This window comes from Streptomyces sp. NPDC026500 (genome assembly GCF_055567635.1).
On the sequence record NZ_JBVHQB010000002.1, the window covers coordinates 355,193 to 369,977 of the forward strand.

The following is a 14,785-nucleotide window of genomic DNA, read 5'->3' on the forward strand; positions in this document are numbered from 1 at the left end:
TAGGTTCTTAACCACGGCAGCAGCGGCCTTCTCCAAGGCCCTGGTTCCGTGCTGTACTTAATAACCGTCGGACCGGCTCGCACCGGTCCCCCAGGACGCCGAGAGGAGGCGATTCCAGTGATCAGCATCAACACCAGCTTCATCAAGACCGTGAAAATGACCGATCGCTCGGTCGTCGTCTCCACGTGCATGCTCGGCGCCTCGAACCTGGGCACCGGTCTGTCCGGCATTCGTGCCGTCCGGCCGGCGTCCTCCGTGTCTCTCGCGGGTCTTCCCGTCAGTGAGCGCAATGAGCGACCGACACAGGCACTGGAAGCGGCAGTAGCGGCAGAGGCACATGCCTATGCCCTCGCGGCAGCCGGTGCCGGATCTCTGAAGCAGACGCAGCAGCACCACACGATGTGGGCCTTCCGTGGGCCTGAACCCTGGAGTGATCCAGCCTGATCCACCATCAGGCCGGCGCCTTCAGGGCCGCGGAACCCCACCCGGGATCCGCGGCCCTTCTGTTTGTCCCCGACCGGGGACGGCGGAGCGAAGGGGCCTCGGGACAAGAAAAGAACCCGGTACCAGCCGCCAACCGGCCAACCCGGCCGGCACGACCAGACGAGGAAGACGAACCGTGCAACTCGAAGCGCACGCCCCGTCCGTACCGCCTTCCGAAACGATCCCCCCGCCCGGCCTCACGGAGGACTCCACCTTGATCCCGCTCACTGCGCTCACCGCGCTCGACGACGCCATCGAGAACCTCGGCGTACCCGTCCCCTGCCGTTCCTACGACCCGGAGGTCTTCTTCGCCGAGTCGCCAGCCGATGTCGAGTACGCCAAGTCTCTCTGCCGCACCTGCCCGCTGATGGAGGCCTGCCTCGCCGGCGCCAAGGAGCGGCGTGAGCCGTGGGGCGTCTGGGGTGGCGAGCTCTTCGTCCAGGGTGTTGTCGTGGCCCGCAAGCGGCCGCGTGGCCGCCCGCGCAAGAACCCGGTTGCGGCATGAGCATCCGAGGAACGATCGACCGCCCCCTGACGCACGACCCCAAGAAACAGGCCCCGATGACGCCGTCCACGAGCGAGCCCGCCGGCTCCGCGACCCCAGACTTCATCACCACCGGCGCGAACGACTCGCGTCAGAACAGGACCCGAGAGATGCAACTCATCCCAGAAGCCTTGGCTCGTGCGCATATGCACGAGCGACTGCACCAGGCCGAGCGGGAACGCCAGGCCGTGCGCCTGGCCACCGCTCGCCGCATGCAGCGCAGGGCCGAGCGCGCTTCGATGCGAGCCCGGCGCGCGCTGGCCATGGCGGTCATGCAGTAATCGACGCACGTCGTCGTAGCAGCCGTTGCAGTCGCAGCAGTCTCAGGCATTGAATCCGGCGGGGGCCGGTCCGAACGGACCGGCCCCCGCGGTGCGTTGTACCGGGCGAACCGCCGATCACGGCGATATCGTCGCCCGAGTGACGAGTCTTCCCGAAGACAGTGACAGCGCCGGCTCCGCATCGAGGTCCGACGCGGGTGAAGCCCAGAAGATCGTGTGCGCCCGCTGTGGCACCCCCGCCGACGGCCCGCAGCCGATGTGGACCTGTTCCGTCGAGAACGGCACCCGCCACTACTTCTGCGACAACTGCGCCCGCGGCAACCTCAGAGCGATCGAGGGCCGTCTCGACTCGGCCTGGTGGTAGCACCTGGTTCGCGAGCGGCCGGCCCACGGCCCGGTTTGACGAGTGCCTGACCTGCGGGCCGCGGGCCGTGTCCGCGGTGCCGGCTCACGCCTCGGCGGCCGACACCTCGTCGCCCAGCTCCTCGTCCTCCAGCTCCTCCTCCGGCACGAATCCCGGCAGCCACTCCTCCAGTTCGTCGCGCAGGCGGACCGTCGCGCCGAGCTGACACAGGACACCTATGGTGCTGAGCGTCACCCGGTGTATGAGGAGGTACGCGGGCGGCAGGTTCAACTGCCTGCCCAACTGGTGAGCGGGTGAGCGGGGGTCGGCGATACGGGCGGCCTGGCTGCGCATCCAGCCTCGGGTGAAGGTGAACTCGTCCGCTTCGGCCGGTTCGATGATCGGCAGCAGGTAGTCCAGGACCGCGTCGGGTTCGAGGTCTATCGACTCCTTGACGAAGCCTTCCTCGCAGAGCAGTTCATAGACCGACTCGGCGTCACCGTCCAGCGTCATGCGGAGGGAATCGCCGATCGGCTGGGGCAGGCCGCCGGGAAGCCGGTCCACCGTGCCGAAGTCCAGGACACCCAGGCGCCAGCCGCTCTTCTCGTCCGGCAGGAGACGGAAATTGCCCGGGTGCGGATCGGCGTGCAGCAGGCCGGTGCGGGCGGGGCCGGAGAAGAGGAAGCGGGCCAGCAACTGGCCGGCGCGGTCACGCTGCTCCTGCGTGCCGCCGGTGATGACCTCCGACAGAGGTACTCCGTCGATCCACTCGGTCACCAGGACCTGCTCGCACTGATGGACCACGGCGGGCACCAGAACGTCCGGGTCGTCCGCGAACTCCTCGGCGTGCGCTGCCTGTGCCTGCGCCTCCAAGCCGTAGTCGAGTTCCTCGGAGACCCGGTCGCGCAACTCCGCGATGAGCGGCTTGATGTCCATACCGGGGATGAGAGGCCCCAGGAGCCGCGCGAATCGGCCGAGTTGGGTCAGGTCGGACAGGAGGGCCTCGCCCGCCCCCGGATACTGCACCTTGACGGCGACTTCACGGCCGTCGTGCCACACCGCCCGGTGCACCTGACCGATCGAGGCCGCCGCCGACGGCTTGTCCTCGAACTCCACGAACAGCTCGGTCCAGTCCGCGCCGAGCTGCTCCTCCAGCACTGAGTGGACCGTGCGTGTCGGCATCGGGGGCGCCGCGTCCTGGAGCTTCGTCAGCGCAGCCCGGTACGGACCCGCGACCTCCTCCGGGAGTGCCGACTCGAATACGGACAGTGCCTGCCCGAACTTCATCGCACCGCCCTTCAGCTCCCCGAGCACCTTGAAGAGCTGCTCGGCCGTGCGCTGCTGAAGCTCGCGGCCCACGATCTCCGCCGACTTACCGCCGATCCGCTTCCCGAGTCCCCAGGTCGCACGCCCGGCGAAGCCGAGCGGTAGCGCGGCCAGTTTGGCAGTACGGGTGACTGCCTTCCGGGGAAGATCAGACATGCGCCCTCCAGGTCCCAGCAAGCCGTGCCGCGTGCGGCTGTTGCCCTGCCATTGTCTCGTGCGTTTCGCCGTCCTCGGGGGTCCGCTCACCTTTTGTTTTCTCGGCGGTGCCGCAGGAGCAGGCGGGATGCGCCCAGACCGGCGTCGCATGCCAGTCGCATCCAGGGAGGGACGCCTCCCAGCGGACGCCCGCGCCGGCGGGTGGATCACCGTCCAGGAAGGCGAGCGCGTGGCTCGCGGCGAGTCCCGCGACCGCCGCGGCCAGGGCGAGGTCGCATGCGGCCACCCGGCGCTGCTGCCCGGAGCGCCACTGCGCGACCAGGCGCGGCCAGGTCGGATCCCGGTCGGTGCGGCGCTGGTCCAGACAGCCCGCGCAGCCGGTGTCGCCGGGTAGGACCAAGGGGCCCACGACTCCGGTCGCCTCGACGACCCCCGCGTAGAGGTGGGGTGTCCCTGAGGCGATCAGGCTCTCGGCCGACGCGGGGTCAGGAGCGTGGACGGCGAGACCGTCCCGTGGAGTGAGGATCACGAGGGACAGTCCGCGCGTCTCTTCCCCCTCCCTCTCCCTTTCCTTGGAGGAGGCGCGGGGCGGACGGTCCGGAGCCGCTCGGCGCACCGCCCGTCGGGCGGCGTCCTCCCGGCGCTCGCCGATGGATTCGACGGGAAGCCCTCCCGGCGCCACGTCCCACGGCTCGACGCGGCCGAGGTCACGCACCTCGACCTCGCCCACGCCGGCGCCCGCGAGCAGTGCGGCCAGGACGACCCCCACGCGGCCGGCACCCCGCACCTGTACGCGCAGGAAGCGGCGGGCGGCCAGGCGCTTGACGGCCCCGCCGGGCTCGGGGGCGACGAGGGAGAGGGAGGCGAGGTCGGGTCGCAGCCGGTCCATGACCTCCTTCCTCCCGCGCAACGCGTCCGCGGCCGGGCCGCCCCCGGTCGTGTCGTCCAGCAGACCCGAGCGGGCCAGCCGGTCCACCAGTCCGTCGACATGGCCGTCGGGCAGCCCCATCTCACGTCCCTGCTCCCGCAACAGCGGCATTCCGCGCGTCCCGTCGAGCAGTTCGAGGAAGCTGCCTGTCGCCGTGTCCATCGGGCCCAGCACCATCGCGTGCGCCGGTGCCATTCCGAACTGCACGGTGTTGAGATCCCGCCAGCCGCGCCGCAGAGCGGGCTTCACGATCGGATGCATGACCTACCCCCGTAGACCCGTAGTACGTCCCCGTATGTCCGCGATGCACTCCGCAGCGCGGACCGAATGCCAGCATGCCCGTCCCCGCCGGGCCCCGCCGAAAGTTGTCCACAGGTGGCACCGTTCGTCGTACGAATCAAACGCGCAGAGTGCGGATCGGCATCGAACCGTCCCGGGGGCGGGACTTCCCCCGTGTGCAGCAGGTAACGTCGGGGCGTGCCCGCCGACCCACTGCACAGCGCCGCAAAACCACAGCGCAGCACGACGAGCCCGCCGCCGAGCGGTTCGGGGGCGAGCGCGATCGAGGTCCGCAGGAGTGCCCGACGGCGCAGAACCGTCTCCGCGTACCGCGAGGGCGATCGCACTGTCGTGCTCATCCCCGCCCGGATGTCCGAGGCGGAGGAGCAGCGCTGGGTGACCGTCATGCTGGACAAACTGGCCGCCCAGGAAAGCAAACGGGTGCTCGGCGACACCGAGCTGGCCGAACGGGCCGAGCGGCTGTCCGCCCAGTACTTCGACGGTCGCGCCCGGCCCTCGTCGGTGCGCTGGGTCACCAACCAGAACACCCGCTGGGGCTCCTGCACCCCCGCCGAGGGCAGCATCCGTCTGTCGCACCGGTTGCAGGGCATGCCCGAGTACGTCGTCGACTATGTCCTCCTCCATGAGCTCGCCCATCTGCTCGTACCGGGCCACGGGCCGCGCTTCTGGCGGCTCCTGGAGGCCTATCCGCGTACCGAGCGCGCTCGTGGCTATCTCGAAGGCGTCGTCGCCGCCGACCGGCTTCCCCACCTCCCGGCAACGCGCGACGAGTAGAGGCGGGCCGGCCCCCTCCACGAAGGTGATTCTGTACCGGGTCTGTACCGGCTTCGTCCACTTCCGGACTTTGCCGTTAGCCTGACGCGACGCACTCGCATTCGGGATGGGGGACGGTCGTTACGCATGGCCAGGGAATTCCAACGCGGCCACAAGGCCAAGATCAGTGACCTCACCGCGGGCACCGATCTGTACGTAGGCGTGCAGATCACCGGCCCCGGACTCACCTTCGACATCAGCTGCTTCGGCCTGGACGCCGACGAACGGCTGTCGGACGACCGGTACTTCGTCTTCTTCAACCAGCCGAAGTCCCCCGAGGAGTCCATCCAGCTGCTCGGCGCGCAGTCGGGCGACACGGAGTCCTTCCGGGTCACCCTCGACCGGATCCCGGCGCAGATCCAGAAGCTGGCCTTCACGGCGACGATCGACGGCGCCGGACAGATGTCGCAGATAGCTCCCGGATACCTGCGCGTCGTCGCAGGCGGTGAAGAGGTGGCCCGGTACGCGTTCAGCGGTGCCGAGTTCTCCACCGAACGTGCCGTGATGCTGGGCGACTTCTACCTCAAGGACGTCTGGCGGTTCGCCGCCGTGGGACAGGGCTTCGACGGCGGCCTCGATGCGCTGCTGAAGAACTTCGGCGGTGAGGTCGCCGAGGAGGCGCCCGCCGCCCCGCAGCCGCAGTCAGGCGCCGCACCGTCCTTCGCCCCGCCCGCCCAGGCCACCGCGGCGCCCACGTTCGGCACGCCGGCGGCACCCGCCCCGGCACCCGCCGCGCAGGGCTTCGCGCCGCCTCCCGGTGCCCCGCCGCACGCTCCGGCGCCCGCGCCCTCCGTGCACGCTGCCCCCACCATCGTGGGTCCGCTGCACACCCCTCCGGGTGGCACCGTCCCGCCGCCGGGCCCCGCGCCGTACGGGCAGCCCCCGGGTCCGCCCGGTCCGCCGCCCGGCTACGGCCAGCAACCGCCCGGCCAGACGGCTCAGATGCCGCCCGGTTACGGTCAGCAGGCGCCGGCCGCTCCTCCTGGATACGGTCAGCAGCCCCCGACGGCACCCCCCGGCTACGGCCAGCAGCCGCAGTACGGCCAGATCCCGGGCCAGGTACCCGCGCAGTACCCGGGTCAGCCCGGCGCCCCCTCCCCGTACGGCGTACCCCAGGGTGCTCCGCAGGGCGGGGCCGGTGTGTCCGCAGCGCTGGGGCTCTTCAAGGAGACGCCCACCGGTCAGCGGTGGACTCCGCAGAACAAGAAGCTCATCCGTGTCGATCTCGGCATCGGCGGGCAGCCCGTGCTGGCCCGCCAGGGCAGCATGGTGCTGTACCAGGGCAAGGTCGATTTCAGCTACAAGGGCGCCGGATTCGCCGGCCGGCTCGTGGGCAGTGCGACCGGCCAGGAGATGCAGCTGATGCGCTGCACCGGTCAGGGCCAGGTGTTCTTCGCCGAAAACGCCACCCATGTGCACCCGATCGAGCTCCAGGGGGACGCGATCTGTGTCTCCGCGGAGAACGTCCTCGCCTTCGACGAGTCCCTCCAGTACGAGGTCCGCCGCATCGAGGGGCACGGCATCCCCGGGGGCGCGCTGTTCACCATGCAGTTCCAGGGGACGGGCACGATCGTCGTCAAGACGCACGGCGCTCCTGTCGTCCTGCCGGTGACCCCCACGACGTTCGCCGACTGCAACGCCGTCGTCGCCTGGTCCGCAGCCGCTCAGGTGATCGTCTCCAGCCAGGTGAGGATGCGCCGGAACGCCTACCCCGGCGACACCGGCGAGAGCGTGAACCTCCAGTTCCGTGCCGCGCCAGGCAATTTCGTCGTCGTCCAGCCGTACGAGGTCTGAGGGAGCCCGTCATGAATCAGCAACTCGCGGGCTTTGCCCCGGCACCCGTCACCGCGCGCATGGAGAACCACGGCAGTCACATGCTGAAGGTCGCCATGCAGACCGGAAACGACCTCCTCGCGCGCGTGGGGTCGATGGTCGCCTACGAAGGGTTCGTCCAGTACGAGCCCAACCCGCCCGCCGTACGCCAGATCGCACGCGACTGGATGACCGGCGAGGGCGCGTCCCTCATGAAATGCTCCGGCGACGGTCTCCTCTACCTCGCCGACTACGGGGCGAACGTCGTCGTCATCAACCTCAACGGGGACGCGATCTCCGTCAACGCGACGAATCTGCTCGCCTTCGACGCCCATCTCACCTGGGGTGTCGAGCGGGTGAAGGGGCTCGCCAAGTTCGCCGGACAGGGTCTGTGGAACACCAAGATCTCCGGTCAGGGCTGGGTCGCGCTGACCTCCCGGGGTACACCGATCGTCGTCGACTGCGGCGGCGGTGAGGACGAGACGTACGTCGACCCGGACGCGCTCGTCGCCTGGTCCCCGAACCTCAAGGTGAAGGGCAAGCGCAGCTTCAAGGCGCAGTCGCTGATCGGACGCGGCAGCGGCGAGGCGTTCCAGATGGCGTTCTCCGGGCAGGGCATCGTCGTCGTCCAGCCCAGCGAGGACAGCACCGACCGCCTCCGAGTCCGGGGCTGAGGGGGAGCAGGACATCATGCAGAGCCCGCTTTTCGGCTACAACGAGCAGCAGACCCAGGATCGCTACAGCCTGCAGAACTCGCAGATGCTGCGCGTCGTCCTGGAGGGTCACGACGACATCCTCGCCCGCAAGGGCACCATGGTCGCCTACCAGGGTCTCGTCGAGTTCGACGCCGAGTACCAGAACAACAGCCAGCACCGCGCGCGTGCGTACACCGGTGAGGGCCTCGACCTGATGCGCTGCCACGGGCAGGGCACGGTCTACCTCGCCAACCTCGGCCAGCACGTGCACGTCCTCGACGTGGACCAGGACGGCCTCACCGTCGACAGCAGCTATGTGCTGGCGATGGACTCCGGTCTGCACCACGAGGTCATCGCCGTGGACAGCCAGTACGGCATCTCCGGTTCCGGCAAGTACCAGCTCAACATCACGGGGCGCGGCAAGGTCGCGCTGGTGACCTCCGGGATGCCGTTGATGATGCAGGTCACCCCGGACCGGTACGTCAACTGCGATGCCGACGCGATCGTCGCGTGGTCCACCGGCCTGCGCGTGCAGATGCAGGCCCAGACCCACTCCTCCGGAGTGTGGCGGCGTCGCGGCAACACCGGTGAGGGCTGGGAGCTCAGCTTCATGGGCAGCGGTTACGCGCTCGTGCAGCCCAGCGAACTGCTGCCGCCGCAGAACGCGGCGATCGGCCAGGGGCTGCGCGCCCAGTACGGCATGGGTCAACAGGGCGTGCACGCGCAGAACCAGGGCAACGCCTGGAGCTGACGCCCGACCGTCCGGGGAGCGACGGTCCAGCGAGCAGAGGTAAGGGGCGACCGCCATTGGCGGTCGCCCCTTACCTGCTGGACCTACTGCTCGCCTCCGGGCCGGTCACAGCCGCGCGCGGGCTGCCTCCAGGAGTCGTACGACCGAATCGTCGGCCACCTCGGCGACCTCGCCGTACGCGAACCAGCGCAGGTCGAGGGACTCGTCGCTGATGGCCTCGACGGCGTCGGCCGCGGCGAGGGCGGCGTACTGGACGTCCAGGTGCCAGTGGCACGGCGCCGGGATGGCGTGCCGGTCCAGCGTCACGGGGCCGCCGGGCAGGAGGGTCAGCCCCTCGATGCCCGACTCCTCGGTCGCCTCGCGCAGGGCCGCGTCGGCCAGGGTCGAGTCGTCCCGCTCGCAGTGCCCGCCCATCTGCAGCCACATCTGGAGCTTGCGGTGCAGCGTCAGCAGAACGCGGCCCCGCGACGGGTCGATCACCAGAGCGCTCGCCGTGAGGTGCCCGGCGTGGCACGACTTCCACATCCCGTCCGGGTGCCTGGACAGGTGGTCCAGATAGACCTGGCGCAGCTCTTCCTGGCCCTCGTGGCTCTTCAGTACGAGGACCGCGTCGTCGTACAGGCTCACTCGGTGCCGTCGCCCTTGTCGTCGTCCTTGGCGTCGCCCTCGTCGGAGTCGTCGTCCTTCTTCAGGTTCGGCTTCTCGGCCTTGCCGCTGGCGGCCTCGCCGAGCATCTTGTCGAGCTCGGAGAAGTCCATGTGCTCGCGGTGCACGAAGCCGTCCGGGTCGTCCAGGTCGGACGCCGTCGGCAGCATGTCCGGATGGGCCCACAGGCCGTCCCGGCCGTCCACACCGCGCGCGTCGGTGAGCGAGGCCCACAGGCGCGAGGCGTCCCGCAGCCGGCGCGGGCGCAGCTCCAGACCGATCAGCGTGGCGAACGTCTGCTCGGCGGGACCGCCCGTGGCACGGCGGCGGCGCAGCGTCTCGCGCAGCGCGTCGGCCGACGAGAGGCGCGGCTTGGCCGCCGAGTGGACGACCGCGTCCACCCAGCCCTCGACCAGCGCGAGCGCCGTCTCCAGGCGGGCCAGTGCCGCCTTCTGCTCCGGCGTGTCCTCCGGCTGGAACATGCCCTGCTGGAGTGCCTGCTGCAGCTCCTCCGGATTCTGCGGGTCGAACTGACCGACCACGTCCTCCAGCTTCGCGGTGTCGACCTTGATCCCGCGCGCGTACCCCTCGACAGCGCCGAACAGGTGCGAGCGCAGCCACGGCACGTGCGCGAAGAGACGCTGGTGGGCGGCCTCGCGCAGGGCGAGGTAGAGCCGCACCTCTTCCTGGGGGACGCTCAGGTCCTTGCCGAAGGACTCGATGTTCAGCGGCAGCAGCGCGGCCTTGCCGACCGGGCCGAGCGGCAGGCCGATGTCGGTCGAGCCGACGACCTCGCCCGCCAGCACTCCGACCGCCTGCCCGATCTGCGTGCCGAACATGGCACCGCCCATGGAACGCATCATGCCGATCAGCGGGCCCGCCATGGCCTGCATCTCTTCGGGCAGCACGTCGCCCATGGCCGCGCCGACCCGCTCGGCGACCGGGTCGACGAGTTCCTTCCATACGGGCAGGGTCGCCTCGACCCACTCCGCGCGGCTCCACGCCAGCGCGGAGGCGGCGCCGGACGGCAGGGACGTCGCGTCGTCCAGCCAGTGTTCGGCCAGACGGACGGCCTCCTCGACCGCGAGCCGCTCGGCGGGGCCGACGCTCGCGTCCTTGGTGCCGTCAGAGGTGCCCTGTGCGACCGTCTGCCGGGCGATCTGCTTGGCCATGTCCCAATTCACCGGACCACCCTCGTACGAGAGCATCTGGCCCAGTTGCTGGAACGCGGCGCCCAGATCGTTGGGGTTCATCGACCCGAACATGGCTGCGAGCGGATTGTCGGCTCCGGGGCCACCGGCTCCGGGCAGCCCGAAACCGAACGGTCCCTGACCACCACCGCCCTGCTGGTCCTTCTTCTCGCCCTCGTCGCCGTTGTCCGGCTCCTCCGGCGGAAGGCCGAATCCGAATGGGGTGTCACTCACGGGATTCCTCGGCTGGTAAGGCCGCCGGTTCGTTCCGACGGCGGCTGCCCACAACACCACCCAGCGTAGACACCTGAACCCGATCGGGCCTCGGTGCTTCGCCGACTCGTCGCCTGCGGCAGGATGGATGCCACCTGGTAGGGGCGCGTCACGCGCGTCCATTACTGAAGACAACCGCTGGAGACGCCCGGTGAGTTCCCCAGATCCGCAGGTTCGCGCAGCGCGAAACCACTCAACCAGCCCAGCCTCGCGCGGCCCCGTCGTCGCGGTCACCGGCGCCGCGGCCGGTGTGGGCGCGCTGCTCACCGAGCGGCTGGCCGCCAGCGAGGAGATCAAGCAGGTCGTCGCCATCGACGAGCGGCGCGGCGAGTGCGCCGCCGCCCAGTGGCACATCCTGGACGTCCGGGACCCGGCGATCGCCGAAAAGCTGCGCGGAGCGGACGTCGTGGTCCATCTGGCGCTCGACCTCGATCTGGAGACGGACGCGGCGGCCCGGACCGCTTACAACGTCCGGGGGACGCAGACCGTCCTCACAGCCGCCGCGGCGGCCGGCGTCCACCGGGTCGTGCTGTGCACGTCGGCGATGGTCTACGGGGCGCTGCCCGACAACGAACTGCCCCTCTCCGAAGACGCGGAACTGCGGGCGACCGCTGAGGCGACGGGCGTCGGTGACCTCCTGGAGATCGAGCGGCTCGCGCGCCGCGCCCCGCGGGCGCACCCAGGGCTGAACGTGACGGTCGTGCGGCCCGGGGTGCTCGTCGGCGGTGGTACGGACACCGCGCTGACCAGGTACTTCGAGTCTCCCCGGCTGCTGGTCGTGGCGGGGTCGAGGCCCGCCTGGCAGTTCTGCCACGTCGAGGATCTGTGCAGCGCGCTGGAGTACGCGGTCGTCGAGAAGGTCGAGGGCGAGCTGGCCGTCGGGTGCGACGGGTGGCTGGAGCAGGAGGAGGTGGAGGAGCTGAGCGGGATCCGGCGGATGGAACTGCCGTCCGCGGTCGCGCTGGGCGCCGCCGCCCGACTTCACCGGATCGGGCTCACTCCTTCGCCCGCGGGGGACCTCGCCTACACGATGTACCCCTGGGTGGTGAGCGGGAGCCGCCTGCACGACGCCGGATGGCGGCCGCGCTGGACCAACGAAGAGGTCCTGGCTGAGCTGCTCGAGGAGGTCGCCGGGCGGCACACGGTGGCCGGCCGTCGGCTGGGCCGCAAGGACGCGACCGCGGCGGGCGCGGCGGGCGCGACGGTGGCCCTGCTGGGTGCGGCAGCGGTGGTACGGCGGGCGCGGAAGGCCCGGCGCAGGATCTGACCCCGGGCCCGCGCCGTGCCCGTGCCGAGAAGTGCGGTCGGGGTGGGAGACCGTTCCCGTCGGCTGGTGTCGGCGGCCGAGCCGTGAAGGTGTGGCCTCGGCGCCTGTCTGGGATCGGGTTCGTGGGGCCGAGGCCGGTTCTGGAGGAGGCTCCGAGCGGTACGCGCGCGTACCGGGTGAAAGACATATTCCGCGGTGTCGGCGGGGTGCGGCACGATGGAGCCATGGCACCTACCTATGACCACCCCGGTGAGCAGGCCGCGCAGGATCCGATCCGGCTGCTCGCGATCCGCGACGAACCGCTCTCCCTGGACGAGGTCTTCAAGGCCGTGGGGGACGACGCCGCCGGGGGGACCGCGTTGTTCGTGGGGACCGTGCGGAATCACGACGGGGGCGCCGACGTCGACGAGCTCGGGTACTCGTGTCACCCCAGTGCCGAGGAGGAGATGCGCCGGGTCGCGGAGAAGGTGGCCGCCGCCTATCCGGTGCGGGCGCTGGCCGCCGTTCACCGGGTGGGCGACCTGCGCGTCGGGGACCTGGCCGTCATCGTCGCCGTGTCGTGCCCCCACCGGAGCGAGGCCTTCGAGGCCTGCCGCAGACTCATCGACGATCTCAAGCACGAGGTGCCGATCTGGAAGCACCAGAGGTTCTCCGACGGTTCGCAGGAATGGGTCGGGGCCTGCTGAGACCGGCGAATTCTCCGGTGCCGAGGACTGACCGAACTCTCACCCGCCGTCCGGTTGCGTAACCGGGGCCCTGCCGTGAGCGTTAACCGTGCGGATGGTTAATCTGCTGATCAGTCAGTTGCGGTCGCTCATGGGGTTGGGAGGTCGACATGGCGGCGCTTGCCTGGTTGCTGATTCCGTTGATGGCCGCGATCGGTGCCGGTCTGTGGGGAAGTTGGGCCGGCCGGAATCGCAAGGCCGCGGGAGACGGTGTCGAGCTCGCTGGATACACGCGCTTCCGTGAGGCCATGGAGCGGACCGACGTCCGGGAGAAGTCCCACTCCGACGCGGCGTGAGATTCCCGCTCCGTCCCACGCGCCCGCGCGATGCGCCCGGGTGCGCGGCGGACGGCGTCCGGTGCCCAGGTCGGCTCCGACGCCGTGCGGAACGCTCTGGACGACCGCCGGGAAGCGGGCGTTCACGCCGTTCGGGCGGGCTCCGGCCCCACCACGTACGGACGGCCCCGACGGTGCGCTTACAGCACCGTCCCGTACTGTCGTTCCATGCCACGCCGCACCGCGACGATGCTCGCCTCCACTCTGATCCTGATCGCGCTCCTGTGCGCGGGAGTGTTCATCAAAGTGCCGTACTCGGAGATGTCACCGGGTCCCACGGTGAACACGCTGGGTGACCACGACGGTGAGCCGGTGCTGCAGATCTCCGGTCGCAAGACGTATCCGACGACCGGGAACCTGAACATGACCACGGTCCGGGTCACCAGCGCGGACTACAACATGAACCTCGTCGAGGCCGTGTACGGGTGGCTGGCGCACGACAGCAAGATCGTGCCGCACGACACGCTCTACCCGGACGGCAAGACCGAGCAGCAGTCGACGCAGGAGAACGCCGAGGAGTTCAGCCAGTCCCAGGAGAGCGCCAAGGTGTCCGCTCTGAAGGAGCTGGGCATCCCGGTGAAGTCCTGGGTGATCGTCTCCACCGTCGTCAAGGGATCCCCGGCCGAGGGTCGGCTGCACGCCGGTGACGTGATCAAGGCCGTCGACGGTACGGCCGTGAAGGCGCCCGACGACGTCGCGAAGCTGGTCACCAAGCACAAGCCCGGCGACAAGGTCGTGTTCAGGATCGTGCCCGCCAAGGAGCAGGCCGCCGCCACGAAGGAGCACACGACGGCGACCGCGACCAAGGATGTGACGATCACCACGGTCAAGTCCGACGACAGCGGCAGCGATCGTGCCATCGTCGGGATCTCGGCCGGGACCGACCATACGTTCCCGTTCACCATCGACATCAAGCTCGCCGACGTCGGTGGCCCGAGCGCGGGTCTGATGTTCTCGCTCGGCATCGTGGACAAGCTCACTCCGGGGAACCTCACCGGAGGCAAGTTCGTCGCCGGTACCGGCACCATCGACGACGACGGCAATGTCGGCCCGATCGGCGGCATCGACATGAAGACCGTCGGCGCGCGCAACAAGGGCGCCCAGTACTTCCTGACGCCCAAGGACAACTGCGCCGACGCCGCCAAGGACACCCCCGACGGGCTCACGCTCGTCAAGGTCAACACCATCGACGACGCGATGAAGGCCCTCAAGGACATCAGCGCGGGCCGCACCTCCGACCTGCCGAAGTGCACCACCAAGGGCTGACGGACACCGCCCGTCCGTGGCCGGGGCGCCCCGCGCAGTTCGCGGGGCGCCCCGGCCACGTCCGTGCGCGGATCAGTCCGCGAACGTCGCCGACAGCGCCTCCGCGAGGCCCGGCACCAGGCCCGCCCCCGTGAGCACCTCCGTCGCCGCGTCCTTCTCGCGCAGCCGCAGCGCCGAGTCGCGGGTGCCGTCGCGCAGGACGCCGACCGTCATGCGCACTTCCTGACGGTCCGGGTGTGCGGCGACCCACGTCGTGAGCTTCTTGCCGCTGAGACCCTCCGGAACCGACGCCTCCGCGGACGGCGGCAGCATCAGCCGCTCCACGGTGAGCGCGCAGCCGACGACGGCGTCGGGCCAGGCGATGGTGCCGAGGAACTCGTCCAGCGGCTTGCCGGCAGGGATCTCGTCCTGCTCGATGGGGGTGAGACCGATGGTCTCCTGCTCGTTCTCCAGGCCGAGCTGAGCGGCGAGGCCGGGTTCCTGAGCCCGCAGCCGTGCGGTGTCTACGAGGGCGAAGAGGCGGGCGGGCTGGTCCCAGCCGAGGCCGGAGGCGTACTCGTCGATCTCGAGTACGGCCCGGGTGAGTGGGCTCGCTGCCATGGGAGTGTTGGACATGGTCACAATCCTGCCTCGTTCGTGACCGGAATCGGGA

Annotated in this window: 17 protein-coding genes; 12 read left to right on the forward strand and 5 right to left on the reverse strand. The window is 70.1% G+C overall.

Annotation, left to right across the window (positions count from 1 at the left end):
• Positions 1-117: 117 nt before the first annotated feature.
• From ACZ4N5_RS04640 to ACZ4N5_RS04655, 4 genes are all read left to right on the forward strand, one after another.
• Positions 118-444, forward strand: a complete 327-nt coding sequence (locus ACZ4N5_RS04640; RefSeq protein WP_467755668.1) for a hypothetical protein — start codon at positions 118-120, stop codon at positions 442-444.
• Positions 445-619: 175 nt separating this feature from the next.
• A complete protein-coding gene (locus ACZ4N5_RS04645; RefSeq protein WP_028802016.1) occupies positions 620-988 on the forward strand; it encodes a WhiB family transcriptional regulator in 369 nt (122 codons plus the stop codon).
• On the forward strand, positions 985-1,308 hold the full coding sequence (locus ACZ4N5_RS04650; RefSeq protein WP_467755669.1) for a hypothetical protein: 324 nt from the start codon (positions 985-987) through the stop codon (positions 1,306-1,308). The genes ACZ4N5_RS04645 and ACZ4N5_RS04650 overlap by 4 nt, the downstream gene beginning before the upstream one ends.
• A 139-nt stretch (positions 1,309-1,447) precedes the next feature.
• Positions 1,448-1,672, forward strand: coding sequence for a hypothetical protein (locus ACZ4N5_RS04655; protein WP_467755670.1), 225 nt, complete (start codon positions 1,448-1,450; stop codon positions 1,670-1,672).
• A gap of 84 nt (positions 1,673-1,756) precedes the next feature.
• Here ACZ4N5_RS04655 and ACZ4N5_RS04660 read toward each other — a convergent pair whose 3' ends face one another.
• Positions 1,757-3,133 carry an ABC1 kinase family protein gene (locus ACZ4N5_RS04660; protein ID WP_467755671.1) on the reverse strand — a complete coding sequence of 459 codons (1,377 nt, stop codon included), beginning with the start codon at positions 3,131-3,133 and terminating at the stop codon, positions 1,757-1,759.
• Positions 3,126-4,322, reverse strand: coding sequence for a TOMM precursor leader peptide-binding protein (locus tag ACZ4N5_RS04665; protein ID WP_467755672.1), 1,197 nt, complete (start codon positions 4,320-4,322; stop codon positions 3,126-3,128). Before ACZ4N5_RS04665 ends, ACZ4N5_RS04660 begins: the two co-directional genes overlap by 8 nt.
• Before the next feature lie 216 nt (positions 4,323-4,538).
• Here ACZ4N5_RS04665 and ACZ4N5_RS04670 point away from each other — a divergent pair, with 216 nt between their 5' ends.
• The 4 genes from ACZ4N5_RS04670 (at position 4,539) to ACZ4N5_RS04685 (ending at position 8,432) form a co-directional block, all read left to right on the forward strand.
• The gene (locus ACZ4N5_RS04670) at positions 4,539-5,135 is read left to right on the forward strand and encodes a M48 metallopeptidase family protein (RefSeq protein WP_467755673.1); all 597 of its coding nucleotides are present in this window, start codon (positions 4,539-4,541) and stop codon (positions 5,133-5,135) included.
• Between the two features lie 126 nt (positions 5,136-5,261).
• A complete protein-coding gene (locus ACZ4N5_RS04675; RefSeq protein WP_467755674.1) occupies positions 5,262-6,968 on the forward strand; it encodes a TerD family protein in 1,707 nt (568 codons plus the stop codon).
• 11 nt (positions 6,969-6,979) lie between these two features.
• Positions 6,980-7,660, forward strand: coding sequence for an AIM24 family protein (locus ACZ4N5_RS04680; RefSeq protein WP_355844776.1), 681 nt, complete (start codon positions 6,980-6,982; stop codon positions 7,658-7,660).
• 16 nt (positions 7,661-7,676) lie between these two features.
• The gene (locus ACZ4N5_RS04685) at positions 7,677-8,432 is read left to right on the forward strand and encodes an AIM24 family protein (protein WP_355844773.1); all 756 of its coding nucleotides are present in this window, start codon (positions 7,677-7,679) and stop codon (positions 8,430-8,432) included.
• Positions 8,433-8,537: 105 nt separating this feature from the next.
• Here the strand turns inward: ACZ4N5_RS04685 and ACZ4N5_RS04690 are convergent, their stop codons facing one another.
• Together ACZ4N5_RS04690 and ACZ4N5_RS04695 are read right to left on the reverse strand one after the other, a co-directional pair.
• A complete protein-coding gene (locus tag ACZ4N5_RS04690) occupies positions 8,538-9,059 on the reverse strand; it encodes an NUDIX hydrolase (RefSeq protein ID WP_467755675.1) in 522 nt (173 codons plus the stop codon).
• Entirely contained in the window at positions 9,056-10,501 is a 1,446-nt protein-coding gene (locus tag ACZ4N5_RS04695) for a zinc-dependent metalloprotease (RefSeq protein WP_467755676.1), read from the reverse strand. The genes ACZ4N5_RS04690 and ACZ4N5_RS04695 overlap by 4 nt, the downstream gene beginning before the upstream one ends.
• Before the next feature lie 190 nt (positions 10,502-10,691).
• Between ACZ4N5_RS04695 and ACZ4N5_RS04700 the strand changes: the two genes are divergently transcribed.
• The 4 genes from ACZ4N5_RS04700 (at position 10,692) to ACZ4N5_RS04715 (ending at position 14,133) form a co-directional block, all read left to right on the forward strand.
• Positions 10,692-11,807, forward strand: coding sequence for an SDR family oxidoreductase (locus ACZ4N5_RS04700; protein WP_467755677.1), 1,116 nt, complete (start codon positions 10,692-10,694; stop codon positions 11,805-11,807).
• A gap of 224 nt (positions 11,808-12,031) precedes the next feature.
• Entirely contained in the window at positions 12,032-12,493 is a 462-nt protein-coding gene (locus ACZ4N5_RS04705) for a molybdenum cofactor biosynthesis protein MoaE (RefSeq protein WP_467755678.1), read from the forward strand.
• A gap of 149 nt (positions 12,494-12,642) precedes the next feature.
• Positions 12,643-12,828: a hypothetical protein gene (locus ACZ4N5_RS04710; protein WP_467755679.1), complete on the forward strand. Its 186-nt coding sequence runs from the start codon at positions 12,643-12,645 to the stop codon at positions 12,826-12,828.
• A gap of 207 nt (positions 12,829-13,035) precedes the next feature.
• A complete protein-coding gene (locus ACZ4N5_RS04715; protein ID WP_467755680.1) occupies positions 13,036-14,133 on the forward strand; it encodes a YlbL family protein in 1,098 nt (365 codons plus the stop codon).
• Positions 14,134-14,205: 72 nt separating this feature from the next.
• Here the strand turns inward: ACZ4N5_RS04715 and ACZ4N5_RS04720 are convergent, their stop codons facing one another.
• Complete coding sequence (locus ACZ4N5_RS04720) at positions 14,206-14,748, reverse strand: PPA1309 family protein (RefSeq protein WP_355844752.1); 543 nt, start codon at positions 14,746-14,748, stop codon at positions 14,206-14,208.
• Positions 14,749-14,785: the final 37 nt, after the last annotated feature.

Bases quoted from the DNA above. Each gene is read 5' to 3' on its own strand.
- ACZ4N5_RS04665 (WP_467755672.1), bottom strand. From the start codon at position 4,322: ATGCATCCGATCGTGAAGCCCGCTCTGCGGCGCGGCTGGCGGGATCTC.
- ACZ4N5_RS04675 (WP_467755674.1), top strand. From the start codon at position 5,262: ATGGCCAGGGAATTCCAACGCGGCCACAAGGCCAAGATCAGTGACCTC.
- ACZ4N5_RS04685 (WP_355844773.1), top strand. From the start codon at position 7,677: ATGCAGAGCCCGCTTTTCGGCTACAACGAGCAGCAGACCCAGGATCGC.
- ACZ4N5_RS04715 (WP_467755680.1), top strand. From the start codon at position 13,036: ATGCCACGCCGCACCGCGACGATGCTCGCCTCCACTCTGATCCTGATC.
- ACZ4N5_RS04680 (WP_355844776.1), top strand. From the start codon at position 6,980: ATGAATCAGCAACTCGCGGGCTTTGCCCCGGCACCCGTCACCGCGCGC.
- ACZ4N5_RS04720 (WP_355844752.1), bottom strand. From the start codon at position 14,748: ATGTCCAACACTCCCATGGCAGCGAGCCCACTCACCCGGGCCGTACTC.
- ACZ4N5_RS04660 (WP_467755671.1), bottom strand. From the start codon at position 3,133: ATGTCTGATCTTCCCCGGAAGGCAGTCACCCGTACTGCCAAACTGGCC.
- ACZ4N5_RS04650 (WP_467755669.1), top strand. From the start codon at position 985: ATGAGCATCCGAGGAACGATCGACCGCCCCCTGACGCACGACCCCAAG.
- ACZ4N5_RS04710 (WP_467755679.1), top strand. From the start codon at position 12,643: ATGGCGGCGCTTGCCTGGTTGCTGATTCCGTTGATGGCCGCGATCGGT.
- ACZ4N5_RS04705 (WP_467755678.1), top strand. From the start codon at position 12,032: ATGGCACCTACCTATGACCACCCCGGTGAGCAGGCCGCGCAGGATCCG.